This is a genomic window from Polaribacter sp. BM10, from assembly GCF_002005425.1.
Taxonomy (GTDB): domain Bacteria; phylum Bacteroidota; class Bacteroidia; order Flavobacteriales; family Flavobacteriaceae; genus Polaribacter; species Polaribacter marinaquae.
Genome location: NZ_CP019704.1, coordinates 1,774,709 through 1,789,396, shown reverse-complemented (window position 1 = coordinate 1,789,396; position 14,688 = coordinate 1,774,709). Strand labels below are relative to the sequence as shown.

Below are 14,688 nucleotides of genomic sequence, written 5' to 3'. Positions count from 1 at the left end.
TAAGTAGGCTTGCACTAGCAATTAATTTTATACGGTGTTACCCAACGTTATTTTATTCGATAGTTAATTTGTAAATAAAAACTATTTGTTCTTAAATTATATTCGTCCGTTTTATATAGATCAGTCAATGCAGTTTGATAGTTATATCCAACTCCAATATTCCAAGTTTCTAAAATTTCGTAATTTATTAAAACTCCGAAGAAAGCCTCTAAAAAATAACCTTTACTTTGTTCTTTTAAATCATTTTCCATTTCGATATTATTTTTAAATCCAGCTTTTAAAGTTGGTTTTAAATTTCCTAATTGAAAGTTATAGTCAATTGAAGCAGGAATTACTAAAAATCTCTGTTTTATAGTTTCGGGTGAATAAATCGGAAAAGAAGTTGGCTCACAAGTTGCACAATTAAATTTTCCGGTAAAATCTTTATTAGAATATAAAAGTCCAGTTGAGAAACTTATTTTGTTATTAATAAAAAATTGAGAGTTTAGTCCGAGCGTAAAATTATTTCTATCAAATTCAATTCCGTATCCGTTAATGTTTCCTTGAGTAACAAGATAATCATTATTCTGTCCGTTTTCAATTGATAAATTATCGATTGAATATTCAATTCCTAAATTCCATTTAGAGTTTTCTTGCGCATAAATGGTCAATTGAAAAAGTAATAATGTAATTAGCAGTATTTTTTTCATAATGTTGGGTAACGTGTTTGTATAACATTAGTTGCGTTAAACAAGTTTAATCTTTAAAAAAAGCAACATCTACACGAGTTTATTATATTTTTATGATAAGCAATGAGTAGCAATTAATTTTATACGGTGTTGTGTACAGAACTATTCAGATGCAAAAACTTTCAAATGTTGACGAAAATTCAGTAGCTAAAATAGAAAAAGAAATTCTAAAACTATTAAAAGGTCAAACTTTCGGAGATGCAAAAGAAATTATAAATGATGTTTTAAATTCATTAGAACATAATTCTATTGTTCAGAAAGATATTCTTTAATTTGCTCAACAGTCTCCGTTAAAGCTAATGATTTTCCAGATGTTAAAGTTATCCAACAATTTGCGTTTTCATTTGGATTTGACTTTATAGTTTCAATTTTATCTTTAACCACAGTTATTTTATTTCCGTTAGAAAGATTTAATTCGATTGTTTTCATATTTATTTGTTTTAGTACGTTTTATGTTATGAGTTGGTTTAAATCTATTTTTTCAAAGAATCAGAAGTCTGATTTATATAAAATTCATTCATTTGATTTAAGCGATTTCCTATACTATCTTGAGTTTTTTCTATTAATATTTGTTGCTGTTTCATATCCGATACTTCTGATTTGGATGTGTATAAAATTATTAACGATATAATAACTGAAATTACAGGTATTATTATAGTTACCAAGTCTTTTGCTTTATTAATATTTTCAGATTTATACCTTTTTAAGTATTTTTTAGTAGAATAAGATGATGTTCCTTTTGTTGTGATGGATAAACCTCTTTTTATTCCGTACATTGCATAAAAGTTCACTTCTTTGTTTTCGTAAAATTCAGACGCAATTACTTCTAATTCATATCTGTCAATATTTAAAAGTTCAAATATTTCATTGTTACTCAAACCTATGCATTGCTCATTGTTAATTTTAGCATTGTTTGTTTTTTCAGACAATATTTTGAGTAAAATATGTCTTTTCTTATCTATATTCATTCGTTAAATTTTTCAATGGGCAATTCTATTCTCCCTCTACGTAAGAGTGGGTTTTGTACACAACGGTTTTGTATATGGTTTGTTGCGTGGTTTAGCACGTAATTTAGCAAATAAAAACCGAATAGAAAATCCGCGAGGATTTTCGTAAGTAGGCTCTCACTAGCAATGGATTATATACGTTGTTACCCACAGTTATTTTTTCGATTTTAGTTTCAAAAGTTCAGTCGCTTTATGAAATTCAAAATCCACTCGTTTTTTATCTTTATCAAATATTATCGTAGTCGGAAAAGCCACAACATTGTAGTCTGCTTGAATTTTTGAATTTGTTCCAGCATAAAGATTAATCCATTCAATACTATCTTTTACAGATGCTCTTTGCCATTTTTTCATTCCGTCATCTACGTTAATAGACACTATTTCAATTCCGCTTTCTTTTAGTTCTTTATAATGTTCTTTACTTTCTTGATTAAATTTTCTGCAAGGTGCGCAACCTGACCACCAAAAGTCTAAAACTGTAAATTCATTTTTTGATATGATTTCGGCTAATTGAGTTTCTTTTTTAGCAATGTTTGGTAAACTAAAATCCATAAATTCCTTGCCGAAATTTTTGTTATTCATTCTTTTTATATGTGAACTTACAACTGTATAATCTGGTGAATTTATGTATGACTTATCAATACTATTAAAGTAATCATTAATTGATTTTTTTTGTTCATTACTCATTTCATTTAAGTCAAAAACAAATCTGTCATCAAAAATATATTTCAAATTATTTAAACCAATAATAGTATTCTTTTTATCGCTAAAAATTTCTGTATTTACTTTGATTACATTTTCTCGGACTTTAGGGAAAACATATTTTCTCAAACTATCCATCTGAATACTATCTCTTGGATTATAAGACAAACCATTATATGCTTCCCAATATTTATTTTTGTTCTTTTGATAATAAGTGTTTACTCCATTATCCTCAAATGAATTCTCTGAAAAATAGAGATTGTCGTCCCTTTCATCAACAGTAACATTTATTCTTAAAGTATCTTTAGTTAAATAGACATCATAAACAGAGTACATTCCATCGAATTCTTCTAATTCATTATCGAAAGCAATTTCTGCTCTTTCTGGATTTTGTAGAGTGCCTTTAAATTCAAATTTACCATTTACAATTTCGGAAGTTAGTCGATTGTCCATTCCTAAACTCGGAATATGAAGGCCTAATTTCTTTCCGTCTCCGTTTTTAGCTGTTCCAAGAATAACGAATTCAATTTCAGAGTTTTCTTTTTCAGCTGTTTTTTTTCCTTTTTTACAAGAAGTAAAAATCAGAGAAAAAATCATTAATGTTATCGCAAAGGTTTTTTTCATAATTGTGGGTAACGTGTTTGTACAAGGTTAGTTGCGTGGTTTATGCACTAAATTTACTAAATAATTACTGACAAAGAAAATCCGAGAGGATTTTCGTAAGTAAGCAAAAAGCTAGCAATTAATTTTGTACGTTGTTGCCATTAGTTTTTAATTCCCAAACCAATTTAAAAGCATTTTAATTGGCAGTGTTAGAATTACAATTACAAAATCCATTAAAAATCCAATTATTGGTAAAATCAAATATATCCACCACTTGTATTTAAATTTTGTGGTTATTCCTTTTGTTAAATTTTGCCACATAATTATTATTTTCTCTTTATAATAATAGAGAATTAATAAATTTGACAATATCATTCCTCCAATTCTTATGGGAAGTGCCAATCCTAATACTCCTGTTGTAAAGGCAATATCAATTATTAAGATCTGTACCAATATTGATAAAACTAATAACGTACCAATAATTAAAGTTCTATTGAAAATTATTAGTATTCCACCTATAATTTCTAAAATTCCGGTTGAAATATTGAAAAAAGTACTTCTGCCATACAAATGCCAAGCCACATAAAAACTATCAATATCTTTAATTGGTTTTTCCAAAATTGACGAATCGTGAACTCCAAATTGGCTTAATGTCAATTTACTCCACCCGTAACTAATCATATAGAAAATCAAATACCATCGTAAAGCTAAAATTCCAAAGTCAATTATTTTTTCTTTTTTCAATTTCGTTCTGTTTTTCTCAAATTAATGGCAACGCATTTGTGTATTGAATTTTGCGTTTTTAAAACACTAAAGTACACAAATAAATACTCACTTAGAAAAAAAGGTAAAGTTTTCGTAAACAAGCTATAGGTAGCAATTTTTAATACACGTTGTTAGATAGAGCAGTGCCGCTAAAAGTAAAAGTTGATCACTTACTTACCTTAAAATACATGTTTCTTTTTTTCGTTAAAAATCGAAGCAGAATGCAATTGAACTAAGTATCTAAATATTTACTTAAAATACAATTTATTTGCAAAAATTGACTAAGTTTCTTAGCATTTAGATTTAGGAAAAAAGGTGGATAAGTGATTAGTTTTTTTTGGATTAGATTGAATCAGAACGCAAACAAATATTTTCCAAATAAAGCACTAACATTTTACTTATAAACAACTCAAAAAAAAAATCGATGAAAAATTTTGTTTCAAAAAATCAATTCGACTTCTAGTTTCTGGTTTCAATTATTTGTTTAAAAAAGCAGAAGCATTTGATGCGTTTAAATCCCAAAAAAAGGACTTTATATCTAATATTCAACAAGAAATTTTTTAGTTGAGGTTGAGGTAATTCAGCTTTAAAAATGCACTAAACTTCGTTTGGCACTGTTTTCTCTAACGTGTTTGTATAACATTAGTTGCGTTAAACAAGTTTAATCTTTAAAAAAAGCAACATCTACACGAGTTTATTATATTTTTATGATAAGCAATGAGTAGCAATTAATTTTATACGGTGTTGTGTACAGAACTATTCAGATGCAAAAACTTTCAAATGTTGACGAAAATTCAGTAGCTAAAATAGAAAAAGAAATTCTAAAACTATTAAAAGGTCAAACTTTCGGAGATGCAAAAGAAATTATAAATGATGTTTTAAATTCATTAGAACATAATTCTATTGTTCAGAAAGATATTCTTTAATTTGCTCAACAGTCTCCGTTAAAGCTAATGATTTTCCAGATGTTAAAGTTATCCAACAATTTGCGTTTTCATTTGGATTTGACTTTATAGTTTCAATTTTATCTTTAACCACAGTTATTTTATTTCCGTTAGAAAGATTTAATTCGATTGTTTTCATATTTATTTGTTTTAGTACGTTTTATGTTATGAGTTTTTTTAAAAAAATAGATTTAAGTAAGCTTTCTTTATTTTCAGTTAAAAATGTTAGAAATAAAGATAATTATTACACAGCTTATAAATTCCTTTGTTTTAATATATTTATTGTATTTCATTAATTGTTGGTAATACAATATTTACTGAAAAATTTATTTTGGATACGGTAAATTAGAAAAATCCAGTTCGCTACTGCTCTAATTAACCTTTCATTTCGAAACCATTCATCACTTTGAATCGATGGTTTCTTTCACTACTCATAATCTTAAATGTCTTTTTGTTTTTAATTGGAAAGACTTCGGATTTGAGTAATTAATTTGATATTTACAAAGTTATATTAAACTTTACAAGAATTAAGTTATCAACAGGTTATGAGTAATTTGTTGACGAATTTTACTGTTTTAATTATATGTTATGAGTTGGTTTAAATCTATTTTTTCAAAGAATCAGAAGTCTGATTTATATAAAATTCATTCATTTGATTTAAGCGATTTCCTATACTATCTTGAGTTTTTTCTATTAATATTTGTTGCTGTTTCATATCCGATACTTCTGATTTGGATGTGTATAAAATTATTAACGATATAATAACTGAAATTACAGGTATTATTATAGTTACCAAGTCTTTTGCTTTATTAATATTTTCAGATTTATACCTTTTTAAGTATTTTTTAGTAGAATAAGATGATGTTCCTTTTGTTGTGATGGATAAACCTCTTTTTATTCCGTACATTGCATAAAAGTTCACTTCTTTGTTTTCGTAAAATTCAGACGCAATTACTTCTAATTCATATCTGTCAATATTTAAAAGTTCAAATATTTCATTGTTACTCAAACCTATGCATTGCTCATTGTTAATTTTAGCATTGTTTGTTTTTTCAGACAATATTTTGAGTAAAATATGTCTTTTCTTATCTATATTCATTCGTTAAATTTTTCAATGGGCAATTCTATTCTCCCTCTACGTAAGAGTGGGTTTTGTACACAACGTTTTTGTATATGGTTTGTTGCGTGGTTTAAGCAACTAATTTAGTAAATAATTACCGACCAAGAAAGTCCGTGAGGACTTTCGTAAGTAGGCGAGAAGCCAGCAATAAATTATATACGGTGTTGCCACCAGTTTTTTATTCTTCTGCTCGTTTCTTTTCAACTTTCAGTATATTGTTTTGAATATCTTTCATTATTATTTTTCCCCACCAACCAGCATAAAAATTAAAAGTTGTATTCATTTTGAAATTACTATATAAATGTAAACGATATTTTCCTTCAGTAAGTTTTTCAAGTTCATATGTCCCATTTAGTACATCAAAATATTCTCCTCCGATTAGAATGTGTTCGTCAAGAGTCGTAGATGGTATTTCGTAAGTATTAGCCTTAATTGAAAAGACCATTTTCTTATTCTCCTCATATTCTGTAACGGTTTCTCTAAATATTAGTCCGTTTGTGAAAATTGCTTCTCGATAAGCACCAACTCCATTATAATTTAATTCAGCTTTTAAAGGTCTTGGGAATCCCAAAAATTCTGTCAAATATCCAGTATCTTCATTTTTTTCAATCGTTTTAACTCTTGTTACATTTTCCCAGATTTTCTCAGCACTTGAATTAATATCTATATAAGTATAAGCTTTATATGTTCCTGGAATCTTTTCAATTAATTGTTCAACTGGTGAAATTAGGAATGGAATAAGAATTAGTAACGAAATGTTTAGTCTGTCATTTCTTCTTTTTAATTTTAAATAACCTCCAATTAATCCTCCAATTGATGCAGCTATTAAGAAAATAGGAAGAATCATTAACCAACACGCCCAACCTTCAATTGCTAAAGCAAGTGTGATAATGAGAAATAAAATTATTGGAATCCAAGGTGTGAAAATTCGATACCATAGTTTTTCAACTTTATTTTTATCTGAAAGATAAACGGTTAATGCACCGACTATTGTTGGAAGAAGAAAAAGGAATGTAACAGACATTACAGAAAATAATTCATTCCAATCTTTAACTCCGAAAGCTAATCTTAAAACTATTGCATAAAGAGTTGGAATTCCAATGGCAATAAGTATGTTCTTTAATTGTCTGTTCATTTTTTAAATTGTTGGCAACGTTGTTGTATATGGTTTGTTGCGTGGTTAAGCAACTAATTTAGCAAATAAAAACCGAATAGAAAATCCGCGAGGATTTTCGTAAGTAGGCTAGAACTAGCAATAAATTATATACGGTGTTAGGTGCAGTTTTATTCCTTATTCAAGAACATTACTTCAGGCGTTATTATTTCTAATGAATCTATATTTTCAATTTTTTTCTTATTCAATCTTATGTGGTCTAAATAGTTTAGTTTATTGATTTCGAAAGGAATTTTTTTAATATTGTTTCCAAACATCCAAAATCTTTTTAGATTTTCCATTTGCAAAATAGAATTAGGAAATTCTTCAAAATTATTGTTACTAATATCTAACCAAGTCAGGTTTTTCAATTCAGCCAACTCATTTGGCAATTTTTTAATTTTGTTGTGTCCAATTGATAATTCCCATAAACTTTTAATATTCCCAATTTCTTTAGGGATAGATTTTAAGTTACAGTAAACAACTTTTAAAGTTCTAAGATTTTTCAAATTTCCCAAAGAAGAAGGTAATTCTTCTAATTGACTTGAATTTGCAATAATTGATTTTAATTTCTTGCAATTCTCAATTTCTTTAGGAAGAGATTTAATAGTTGAACCAGAAATAATTAAAACTTCTAAATTTTTTAATTTTCCTATTTCAGGTGGAATTGATTTAATTCTTTTCCTTCGTAAATTTAATTTATATACACTTTCAGGATTTTCTAAAGCGTTTGAAATTGAAAAGACTTCTTTTAAATTTTGAGAAGATATTGAATCTTTCCAATGATTTTCAGCAATAGAGATTAAGTATTTATGTAAATAATAAGAAATTTTCAGATCAGTACTATCAAGTTCCAAATAATTAATGTTCTTTTCTTTTGTAAATCTATGACCAGAAATTTGTTTCCTTTCAGTTTTCTCTTTGTTATTTGTTATTAAATCAATTGATTCTGATGCTCTAAAATAAGGATTGTAAAAATGGTATGGTTTTAAATTCTTGGAATTTAGATTGTTATTTAATTTCTTACTTAAATTTATTAATAAAGGTAGAACAGTATCAATTGATTTTATTTTGATAGTCCTTTCAGAACTGAATTTTAATGAGAGTAAAGAGTCAGTTAAATTGAATTTTATTAATGGAACAGCATAACTTAAATCTTGATACATATTAAATCCTCCAGTGACTAGAATTTCATAATTTTCAGTTTCTTTAAATTCTATAGGTGCATTTTTAGAACTCAGATTTCTTTTTTCTTTATTACAAGAAATTCCTAAAAATAATATTAGAAGGATAATTAAAAATTGATATGTTTTTTTTCTATTAATAGCTTAAATTTTGATGTTTTAGAGTAATTGCACCTAACGTTGTTGTGTTATGGAAAGTTGCGTTTAAAGTGAACGGCAATTTTCCGAAGGAAAATAGCAGTTTACAAAAATGCAACAAGTTTTGGTTAAGCTAAAATTAAGCAATTTTTTTTACACGGTGTTAGGCGTAGTGTTTTTACTTTTCAATACTTCTTTTTCAACTTGGTTTTTTAAATGTTCTGTCGTGTTTTCCGCTCCACGAAGTTATATAATATGTAATACAATCATAATTAAAATGTTCAAGATTTTTCCCACTTTCAAGAATTTCTATTTCTTTATTTGTCAAAAGTGTTGATACTCCACCACCAGCAGAAACAACAAATAATTCGTCTTTTAATAATTTATAAAAATTTTCAAGTGCTTTTTTCAGTTCCTTTTTGAAATTCAGTTCTGCAAAATTATCATAATGGCTATGAAAATTACCAAACCCAACAGTTAATTCGTTATTTTCAGTTTCAAAGTATAAATTAGCAACAGTATTTTCATTTTTTGGTTTTAGTTCAACCGAAATATACTTTTTTCCAAAATTCGATTTTTCTAATGATATATTTTTTAATAACTCTTTGTTATGTCTTTTTAAATATTTATAAACTTTAAGAGAATAATCATTTAACTCTTCACGTTTAAGTTCGTCTTTCTGTAATTTTAAAAAACTATAAAAATTATCTTTTATATTACTTAATATCATTTCATTACGTTCGTTTTTTTTGACATTACGCCTAACGTTTTAGTATAAGCTTTGTTGCGTTTTGCTATGCTAAAAGTAAGCAAAATATTAAACAACTTTGTGCCTGCGTATTTTTCCGAAGGAAAAATTTAGCAGCAATAAAGTTTATACAGTGTTAGGTAACGTTTTTTCTTTTCACTATTGTCAGCATTTTTGGGTCAGTAAATCTCTCTCTATCTTTATAATCTCTCAAGTTTATTTTTTTGTCAATTATTCCTTCTCCAATTATATTTCCTTCAAGCTCAAAATATTTTGATTTCATAGAAATTTTTCCTCCTTCATTTAACTGATATAAATTTCTATAGTTTGTTTTTAAAGATTTTAATTCTAAAATACTTTCTTCATAGAAATTAGGATAACCTATTTTTAGTTTGAAAAATCCATTTTTTTCAAATTGTATAAGATATTTATAAATATGTGGAATTGCTGAATTAGCGTGCCACTCAATTCCTATTTCTGTTTGGGATTCATAAACATTATTAAAATCAAGTAATTTTTCAAATTTGTTATTAAAGTTCCAATTTTTATTAAAAAACTTGATTAGTTTTTCTTGTTGATGTTTTAATTCATTAAGTAAAATTTTGTCAAATTCAGCTGATTTATTCCAAGTTTCAAAAGGTTCAATTAATTCTCTATTCAACATTATTTGCTCACGAATATTTTCAGAATTCTTTTCAAACGAGTTGTTTTGAAATGCTGAAGAATTTTCAATTAATTCTCTTAAAATTCTATTGTTCTCTTTCATTTCCTGTATTATACTGAAATAGGTTGACCTTTTTTTTATGATTTTCGACACGTTCAAACGATTTTTTTTAGCCGTTTAGAAGGCAAAAAAAATAATTTGAACTAGGTTTGTTTTCAAAACGATAGTTCAGGTAAATTTACATTATTTTTTCGATAGGACTTGTATTTTAAATTAGGATTTAGATGTACTTCAGTAGGTTTTCTTAAGTCTAGGCTAAAATGGGTTCTCAGGTTGTTATAGATATATACAGCCTGATCAGTCATCTCCTTGGCTATTGTAGTGTTTTTGATGGTTTGCTTTAATCCATATTCGTATTTAAGAGTTCTGTTTATACGTTCAGCTACAGCGTTTTCATAAGGGTCGTATTGCTCGGTCATACTCATAGTTATCCCATTACTTTCAGCAAATTTGGTGTACTTAGGATTGCAGTATTGGAATCCTCTATCTGAATGATGAATGAGTTGTTGCTTAGGATATTTTCTGTTTTTAATGGCCATTTTAAGAGCCTCTAAGCAAAGTACCGTTCTCATATGATTATCTATTTTATAACCCATGATTTTCTTGGAATAGGCATCAGTCACTAGTGCTAGGTAATTGTATCCATTTTCGGTTTTAATGTATGTGATGTCGCTTACCCATAGTTGTTCTGGTCGATTAGGGACGTGGTCTTTTACGAGGTTTTTATATTTTCTGTACATATGGTTAGAGTTAGTGGTTGTAACGTAGTTTTTACGCTTAGGAATTAATAAATTATTGAGTCTTAGGAAGCGATAGAACTTGTCTCTACCCATTTTGATATCAGCTTTAATAAACTCAGCTTTAAGTTCTTTGTAGAGTTTAATTCCACCAGTTTTAGAACTTACTTTCTTGCGGTAATTCTTGACCATTAAGGTAAGTTTTTGGTGGGCTACTTTTTGCTTTTTTTGTTTGTTAATTCTTTTGTAGAAAGCTTGTTTACTGATCCCAAAACATCCATAGAGCCATTTTCTTTTATACGGTCTTTCTTTTTTCGCTCTATCTCTTTTGCTAATGTTTTGGGTAACGACTTTTTTGACAAATCCACACCAGTAATGAGTTCCATATCCGCGATTATGTCTTGCTGAAAGTCCTTTTGAAACTCTAGTTCTTCGATTTTTTCTTTAAGTCTTTTAATTTCCTCGTTTTTACTCATACCCATATTTTGTTGAGCTAAGGTACTATAAATTCTAATCCAGTATGAGATTGTAGTTCTAGGAACCTCGTATTTTTTAGAAGCGTTACTTCTGGATATTTGTCCGTTAACAATTTGGTCAACGACTAAAAGTTTAGTTTCAAGAGTTACTTTTTGATAGGTTCTTTTTCGCCAGGGTTCATTTTTTGTTTTCATAAGTGACTATAATTAAATGATTAATTTTTAGTCAACCTATTTCAGGACAGTTCATCCCTCAAATGTTACCTAACGTGTTTGTGTTATGGAAAGTTGCGATTTTGTGCCATCGTTATTTTCCGAAGGAAAATATAAGATTGCAAAAAAGCAACAACCTTTGATTAAGCTAAAAATAGCAATTTTTTATACACGGTGTTGCAAAATAGCTGTTTTTTATTTTCATAATTTTTGTTTTTTCAGAACTTTTCAGTTTTTTTGAATTCAACACTTTGAGTATAAATTCCAAAAAATTAAATATTCAGAATTTGAGTGAATTCACACAATTCAGATTTTCCACATTTTGCTCAATTCCGCAAACTTTTTCAATTCAGAGTTTGAGTTATAATTCCCAATTCATATTTTCAGAGTTTGAGTAAATTCACACGTTTTACAATTCCCACAATTTGCAAAATTCACGTGTTGAATTTTGCTAGCGAGAGAGTGTTCAACTTTTTAAAATTCCACTTTTTCACAATTTTAAAGAACATTAAATCGCAATTTTTTCATTCCCACGTTTGAGTGAGCGCAGTTTTTTGCAACGGTTTTGTATATGGCTCGTAGCGTGTAAATTAGCGATAACTATTCGGTTAAGCACGAGCCGAATTTTTAAATTTTTCTTATTACCTTTTTTATCAATAAGCCAAATTTAAAAATTTGGCGGACTTGCAAATATGCCTTAACTTTGATTAAGCAACTAATTAGCTATGAGTTATATACGTTGTTGCCAGCAGTTTTTTCCTCCATATTCATTGCTGTCTTTTCTTCTAAATATATAAATGATTGTGGTGCGCAAAAATTTTCAAAAAAGTCAGCTGGGTCAATTCCATCTCCAAATTTCTCAACTTCCAATATTTTTATTGAGAATCCAGTTTTAGAATCTTGATAGTAGTTAAAAAAATCTTCTTTTTCAATACCTCCAACCTTATTAAATTCGTCCCAAAGTTTTTCTGGACTATTTTCTATTATTTCCTTAATCGTAAAAAATCCAATTATCTTCTTTTCTGGTGATGAAGAGTAAACAAAAATTTTGTCAACTGGTCTTTTAAAAATTTTTTTTCTAAACTCAACCTTTTTAGTTCCTGACATAATTGCCTGTGCATAAACTGGTTTAATTGATAATATAACGCTTGTCAAAGTATCCTTCATTGTTTAATTTGATGTAATCAGTTTCTTTTAATTCTGTTATCGTTTGTAACTTGTTTTTAAAGCTATCTATTGTTTTAATTTTTTGTAAGCTAATATTTTTTTTCAAATATGCGATAAGCCTAAATGTAATTACGTGTAATTCTTTTTTCTCTTCTAACCAACTACGTAACTCCGTTTCTGTAAATACAGTTTTCTTTCTTACAGTTTTCCATAATTTATCGAAATCATTAATAATTTCTATAGTTTCCAAAACACCAAAGGGCTCAATTACTTGATTGGTTTTAGATGAATAGAAAAACAACAAATCTCCTTTATTCGGTCTTTTGTTTTTTGAATTGGAAATGTAGGCTTTTACAATTGTGTTTCCTTGAATTTCATTTATACTATCAGGTGCTTTATCAAATAGAGTAGGTGGTCTTAATTTACCGTCTTTAAATAAAGAGCCATAAAAATCTGGACGAATTGGAATTACATACTTTTTAACTGTTGAATTATTTAAATAAAATGGATGAGCTGAAATAGTATTTTCTGTAATACTGATTTTGCTTTTGTCTAAACATTTTATCATTCTAATCTCGGTTAAGCCTTGACTATTTTTAAAATCACTTCTATAAAAACCAAATTTTTCAAGTAGCTTTATTAGATGTTCTTGTTTTTCGTAAACTGTTAAGTATAAATACTTAATCCTAGAATTTATACATAATTCAAACATTTTGTTTAGAAAAAGTTCTCCTAACTTTATTCCAAAAGCCGTGTCATCTACTTTTAATGTGCAAATTTTGAGTGCCTTATCAAATATTTTTGGTAATTGGTGGTCTTCAACTTTCTCAATATTATAAATTAGTATCGCTTGTAAATTATCATCAACGATTAATGAATAACATTTTCTGTTTTTCGTAGCACATTTTTGTAACCAAGAATTGAATTCTTTTTCTCCATAATCTTCTCTTAAGCTATCAAAAAATGAGCTATTAAATTTTGTTTCAATTTCGCGAATACTATGTTCTCTGAGAATTGGATGAGATGGTATTTTGAAAGTAAATTGTTCTTCGAGAAGTTTTAAAGCGTGTTCAATTGTAAGGACTCGATTGGTTAGATTTAGTTTTATAGCATTTTTGTGAATTCCATTGTCTTGAGTAACAAAATAGTCGACAAAGCCTTTTTTTAATTGATAAAGCTGTCTATTATCAATTTCGTCATTTACTTTTCTATTTTTTAGTTGTGAATTAAATTCAGTGTTCGGTTTTGCATAATCTTCTAAAGGTTGATATTTGTTGAGTTTTGAGATAATTATTTCTTTTCTCTTAGTATCTTTATCTCTATTAACATCAACTGGTATAGCTTTGGGATGATACAGTATATCACAATTGTTTGTGTTTGCAATTCTGTAAAATTTGGCGAAATTATCCGTAATAACTCGATTGTCTTCAAGTTCGATTAAGATGTTTGTATCAATTAAAATTCTCAATTAGTTACGGTGTTTTTTTAAATTGCTGGCAACGTGATTGTATAAGATTAGTAAGGGTTATTATAAAATAATCTTATACAAAGCTTTAATTAGCAAATAAATATTAATTTTAAAAAAGCAATACCGCCCTTATTAATTTTATACGGTGTTAGCAAATCGGTTTTGTTTTGTTATGGTTTTTGATAATAAAAATATTAAAATTGATGAAAATGGTGATATTGAAGTTACTATTCAACAAAGATTAGAGTGGGCTTTAAATTCTGATGGGAAGCACATTCCTGATTCTATCAGACGCCTTCAAAAACTCTGTCATGGAGAAAATGAGTCTTTCAGGAGTCTGATTGATTCTATCTCCTATATTAAGTAGTATATCTCTTTGCCATTTCTTATGAGTTAAGTTTTTAAAAGTTAATTGATTTTCTTTAAACATACTCAAAGATTTATCATTAATAACAATATCAGAATGAGCCATTAAGTTCCTTAAATTTTGAACGTAATCTATGTCATATACTAATTTTTGGTAATCATTTTTAAGTTCTATTTTTTTGTCTTTTCGTAATGATGAAAAAATGTACTTTTTATTTTCAAAAGTTAATGTATCAGTCATAAAGAACCTGAAAAAGTCATATTCAGTTTTTTCTTTAGCGAAATGCAAAGTCAAACAATTTGATATTGCTAGTTCTAATTTATATCCAACTGATATAATTACACCTCTTGCAATGTCACAAGTTTCTGAATATTCTTCTATTTCTTTTGCGTTCATTTTGTCCAACTGTTTGCTAACGTTTTGGTATAAGCTTTGTTGCGTTTTTGT

The 14,688-nt window shown here is 27.7% G+C and carries 18 protein-coding genes; 2 read left to right on the top strand and 16 right to left on the bottom strand.

What is annotated here, in order from left to right; all coding sequences use genetic code 11:
- Positions 1 to 47: 47 nt before the first annotated feature.
- The gene (locus tag BXQ17_RS08030; protein WP_077810117.1) at positions 48 to 689 is read right to left on the bottom strand and encodes an outer membrane beta-barrel protein; all 642 of its coding nucleotides are present in this window, start codon (positions 687 to 689) and stop codon (positions 48 to 50) included.
- A 149-nt stretch (positions 690 to 838) separates the two neighbouring features.
- Between BXQ17_RS08030 and BXQ17_RS14540 the strand changes: the two genes are divergently transcribed.
- Positions 839 to 1,000 carry a hypothetical protein gene (locus BXQ17_RS14540; RefSeq protein ID WP_187661384.1) on the top strand — a complete coding sequence of 54 codons (162 nt, stop codon included), beginning with the start codon at positions 839 to 841 and terminating at the stop codon, positions 998 to 1,000.
- On the opposite strand, the gene BXQ17_RS08025 is transcribed toward BXQ17_RS14540, so the two are convergent.
- From BXQ17_RS08025 to BXQ17_RS08010, 4 genes are all read right to left on the bottom strand, one after another.
- Positions 975 to 1,157: a flagellar FlbD family protein gene (locus BXQ17_RS08025; protein WP_077810114.1), complete on the bottom strand. Its 183-nt coding sequence runs from the start codon at positions 1,155 to 1,157 to the stop codon at positions 975 to 977. The genes BXQ17_RS14540 and BXQ17_RS08025 overlap by 26 nt on opposite strands.
- 44 nt (positions 1,158 to 1,201) lie before the next feature.
- Positions 1,202 to 1,696, bottom strand: a complete 495-nt coding sequence (locus tag BXQ17_RS08020; protein WP_149025883.1) for a hypothetical protein — start codon at positions 1,694 to 1,696, stop codon at positions 1,202 to 1,204.
- 192 nt (positions 1,697 to 1,888) lie between these two features.
- Positions 1,889 to 3,058 carry a TlpA disulfide reductase family protein gene (locus BXQ17_RS08015; RefSeq protein WP_077810116.1) on the bottom strand — a complete coding sequence of 390 codons (1,170 nt, stop codon included), beginning with the start codon at positions 3,056 to 3,058 and terminating at the stop codon, positions 1,889 to 1,891.
- Between the two features lie 147 nt (positions 3,059 to 3,205).
- The gene (locus tag BXQ17_RS08010; protein ID WP_077810115.1) at positions 3,206 to 3,781 is read right to left on the bottom strand and encodes a DoxX family membrane protein; all 576 of its coding nucleotides are present in this window, start codon (positions 3,779 to 3,781) and stop codon (positions 3,206 to 3,208) included.
- Positions 3,782 to 4,566: 785 nt separating this feature from the next.
- Between BXQ17_RS08010 and BXQ17_RS14535 the strand changes: the two genes are divergently transcribed.
- Positions 4,567 to 4,728 carry a hypothetical protein gene (locus tag BXQ17_RS14535; protein ID WP_187661384.1) on the top strand — a complete coding sequence of 54 codons (162 nt, stop codon included), beginning with the start codon at positions 4,567 to 4,569 and terminating at the stop codon, positions 4,726 to 4,728.
- On the opposite strand, the gene BXQ17_RS08005 is transcribed toward BXQ17_RS14535, so the two are convergent.
- The 11 genes from BXQ17_RS08005 to BXQ17_RS07955 all read right to left on the bottom strand — a co-directional run bounded on the left by BXQ17_RS08005 (position 4,703) and on the right by BXQ17_RS07955 (position 14,637).
- Positions 4,703 to 4,885 carry a flagellar FlbD family protein gene (locus BXQ17_RS08005; RefSeq protein WP_077810114.1) on the bottom strand — a complete coding sequence of 61 codons (183 nt, stop codon included), beginning with the start codon at positions 4,883 to 4,885 and terminating at the stop codon, positions 4,703 to 4,705. The two genes, BXQ17_RS14535 and BXQ17_RS08005, sit on opposite strands and share 26 nt — an antisense overlap.
- A gap of 465 nt (positions 4,886 to 5,350) precedes the next feature.
- Positions 5,351 to 5,845, bottom strand: a complete 495-nt coding sequence (locus tag BXQ17_RS08000) for a hypothetical protein (RefSeq protein ID WP_149025883.1) — start codon at positions 5,843 to 5,845, stop codon at positions 5,351 to 5,353.
- A 199-nt stretch (positions 5,846 to 6,044) separates the two neighbouring features.
- A complete protein-coding gene (locus tag BXQ17_RS07995) occupies positions 6,045 to 7,001 on the bottom strand; it encodes a hypothetical protein (protein ID WP_077810112.1) in 957 nt (318 codons plus the stop codon).
- A 149-nt stretch (positions 7,002 to 7,150) separates the two neighbouring features.
- Positions 7,151 to 8,185 carry a leucine-rich repeat domain-containing protein gene (locus tag BXQ17_RS07990; protein WP_077810111.1) on the bottom strand — a complete coding sequence of 345 codons (1,035 nt, stop codon included), beginning with the start codon at positions 8,183 to 8,185 and terminating at the stop codon, positions 7,151 to 7,153.
- Positions 8,186 to 8,540: 355 nt separating this feature from the next.
- A complete protein-coding gene (locus BXQ17_RS07985) occupies positions 8,541 to 9,071 on the bottom strand; it encodes a hypothetical protein (RefSeq protein ID WP_077810110.1) in 531 nt (176 codons plus the stop codon).
- A gap of 154 nt (positions 9,072 to 9,225) precedes the next feature.
- On the bottom strand, positions 9,226 to 9,855 hold the full coding sequence (locus BXQ17_RS07980) for a hypothetical protein (RefSeq protein ID WP_077810109.1): 630 nt from the start codon (positions 9,853 to 9,855) through the stop codon (positions 9,226 to 9,228).
- A 113-nt stretch (positions 9,856 to 9,968) separates the two neighbouring features.
- Positions 9,969 to 10,817: an IS3 family transposase gene (locus BXQ17_RS07975; RefSeq protein ID WP_254712418.1), complete on the bottom strand. Its 849-nt coding sequence runs from the start codon at positions 10,815 to 10,817 to the stop codon at positions 9,969 to 9,971.
- Complete coding sequence (locus BXQ17_RS07970; RefSeq protein WP_077809255.1) at positions 10,763 to 11,221, bottom strand: helix-turn-helix domain-containing protein; 459 nt, start codon at positions 11,219 to 11,221, stop codon at positions 10,763 to 10,765. The genes BXQ17_RS07975 and BXQ17_RS07970 overlap by 55 nt, the downstream gene beginning before the upstream one ends.
- Before the next feature lie 741 nt (positions 11,222 to 11,962).
- Entirely contained in the window at positions 11,963 to 12,406 is a 444-nt protein-coding gene (locus BXQ17_RS07965; RefSeq protein ID WP_077810108.1) for an ASCH domain-containing protein, read from the bottom strand.
- Positions 12,369 to 13,874, bottom strand: coding sequence for a hypothetical protein (locus BXQ17_RS07960; RefSeq protein WP_077810107.1), 1,506 nt, complete (start codon positions 13,872 to 13,874; stop codon positions 12,369 to 12,371). Before BXQ17_RS07960 ends, BXQ17_RS07965 begins: the two co-directional genes overlap by 38 nt.
- A gap of 253 nt (positions 13,875 to 14,127) precedes the next feature.
- Positions 14,128 to 14,637, bottom strand: coding sequence for an Abi family protein (locus BXQ17_RS07955; RefSeq protein WP_077810106.1), 510 nt, complete (start codon positions 14,635 to 14,637; stop codon positions 14,128 to 14,130).
- Between the last annotated feature and the right edge of the window lie 51 nt (positions 14,638 to 14,688).

Bases quoted from the DNA above. Each gene is read 5' to 3' on its own strand.
- BXQ17_RS08030 (WP_077810117.1), bottom strand. From the start codon at position 689: ATGAAAAAAATACTGCTAATTACATTATTACTTTTTCAATTGACCATT.
- BXQ17_RS14540 (WP_187661384.1), top strand. From the start codon at position 839: ATGCAAAAACTTTCAAATGTTGACGAAAATTCAGTAGCTAAAATAGAA.
- BXQ17_RS08025 (WP_077810114.1), bottom strand. From the start codon at position 1,157: ATGAAAACAATCGAATTAAATCTTTCTAACGGAAATAAAATAACTGTG.
- BXQ17_RS08020 (WP_149025883.1), bottom strand. From the start codon at position 1,696: ATGAATATAGATAAGAAAAGACATATTTTACTCAAAATATTGTCTGAA.
- BXQ17_RS08015 (WP_077810116.1), bottom strand. From the start codon at position 3,058: ATGAAAAAAACCTTTGCGATAACATTAATGATTTTTTCTCTGATTTTT.
- BXQ17_RS14535 (WP_187661384.1), top strand. From the start codon at position 4,567: ATGCAAAAACTTTCAAATGTTGACGAAAATTCAGTAGCTAAAATAGAA.
- BXQ17_RS08005 (WP_077810114.1), bottom strand. From the start codon at position 4,885: ATGAAAACAATCGAATTAAATCTTTCTAACGGAAATAAAATAACTGTG.
- BXQ17_RS08000 (WP_149025883.1), bottom strand. From the start codon at position 5,845: ATGAATATAGATAAGAAAAGACATATTTTACTCAAAATATTGTCTGAA.
- BXQ17_RS07995 (WP_077810112.1), bottom strand. From the start codon at position 7,001: ATGAACAGACAATTAAAGAACATACTTATTGCCATTGGAATTCCAACT.
- BXQ17_RS07990 (WP_077810111.1), bottom strand. From the start codon at position 8,185: ATGTATCAAGATTTAAGTTATGCTGTTCCATTAATAAAATTCAATTTA.
- BXQ17_RS07985 (WP_077810110.1), bottom strand. From the start codon at position 9,071: ATGATATTAAGTAATATAAAAGATAATTTTTATAGTTTTTTAAAATTA.
- BXQ17_RS07980 (WP_077810109.1), bottom strand. From the start codon at position 9,855: ATGAAAGAGAACAATAGAATTTTAAGAGAATTAATTGAAAATTCTTCA.
- BXQ17_RS07970 (WP_077809255.1), bottom strand. From the start codon at position 11,221: ATGAAAACAAAAAATGAACCCTGGCGAAAAAGAACCTATCAAAAAGTA.
- BXQ17_RS07965 (WP_077810108.1), bottom strand. From the start codon at position 12,406: ATGAAGGATACTTTGACAAGCGTTATATTATCAATTAAACCAGTTTAT.
- BXQ17_RS07955 (WP_077810106.1), bottom strand. From the start codon at position 14,637: ATGAACGCAAAAGAAATAGAAGAATATTCAGAAACTTGTGACATTGCA.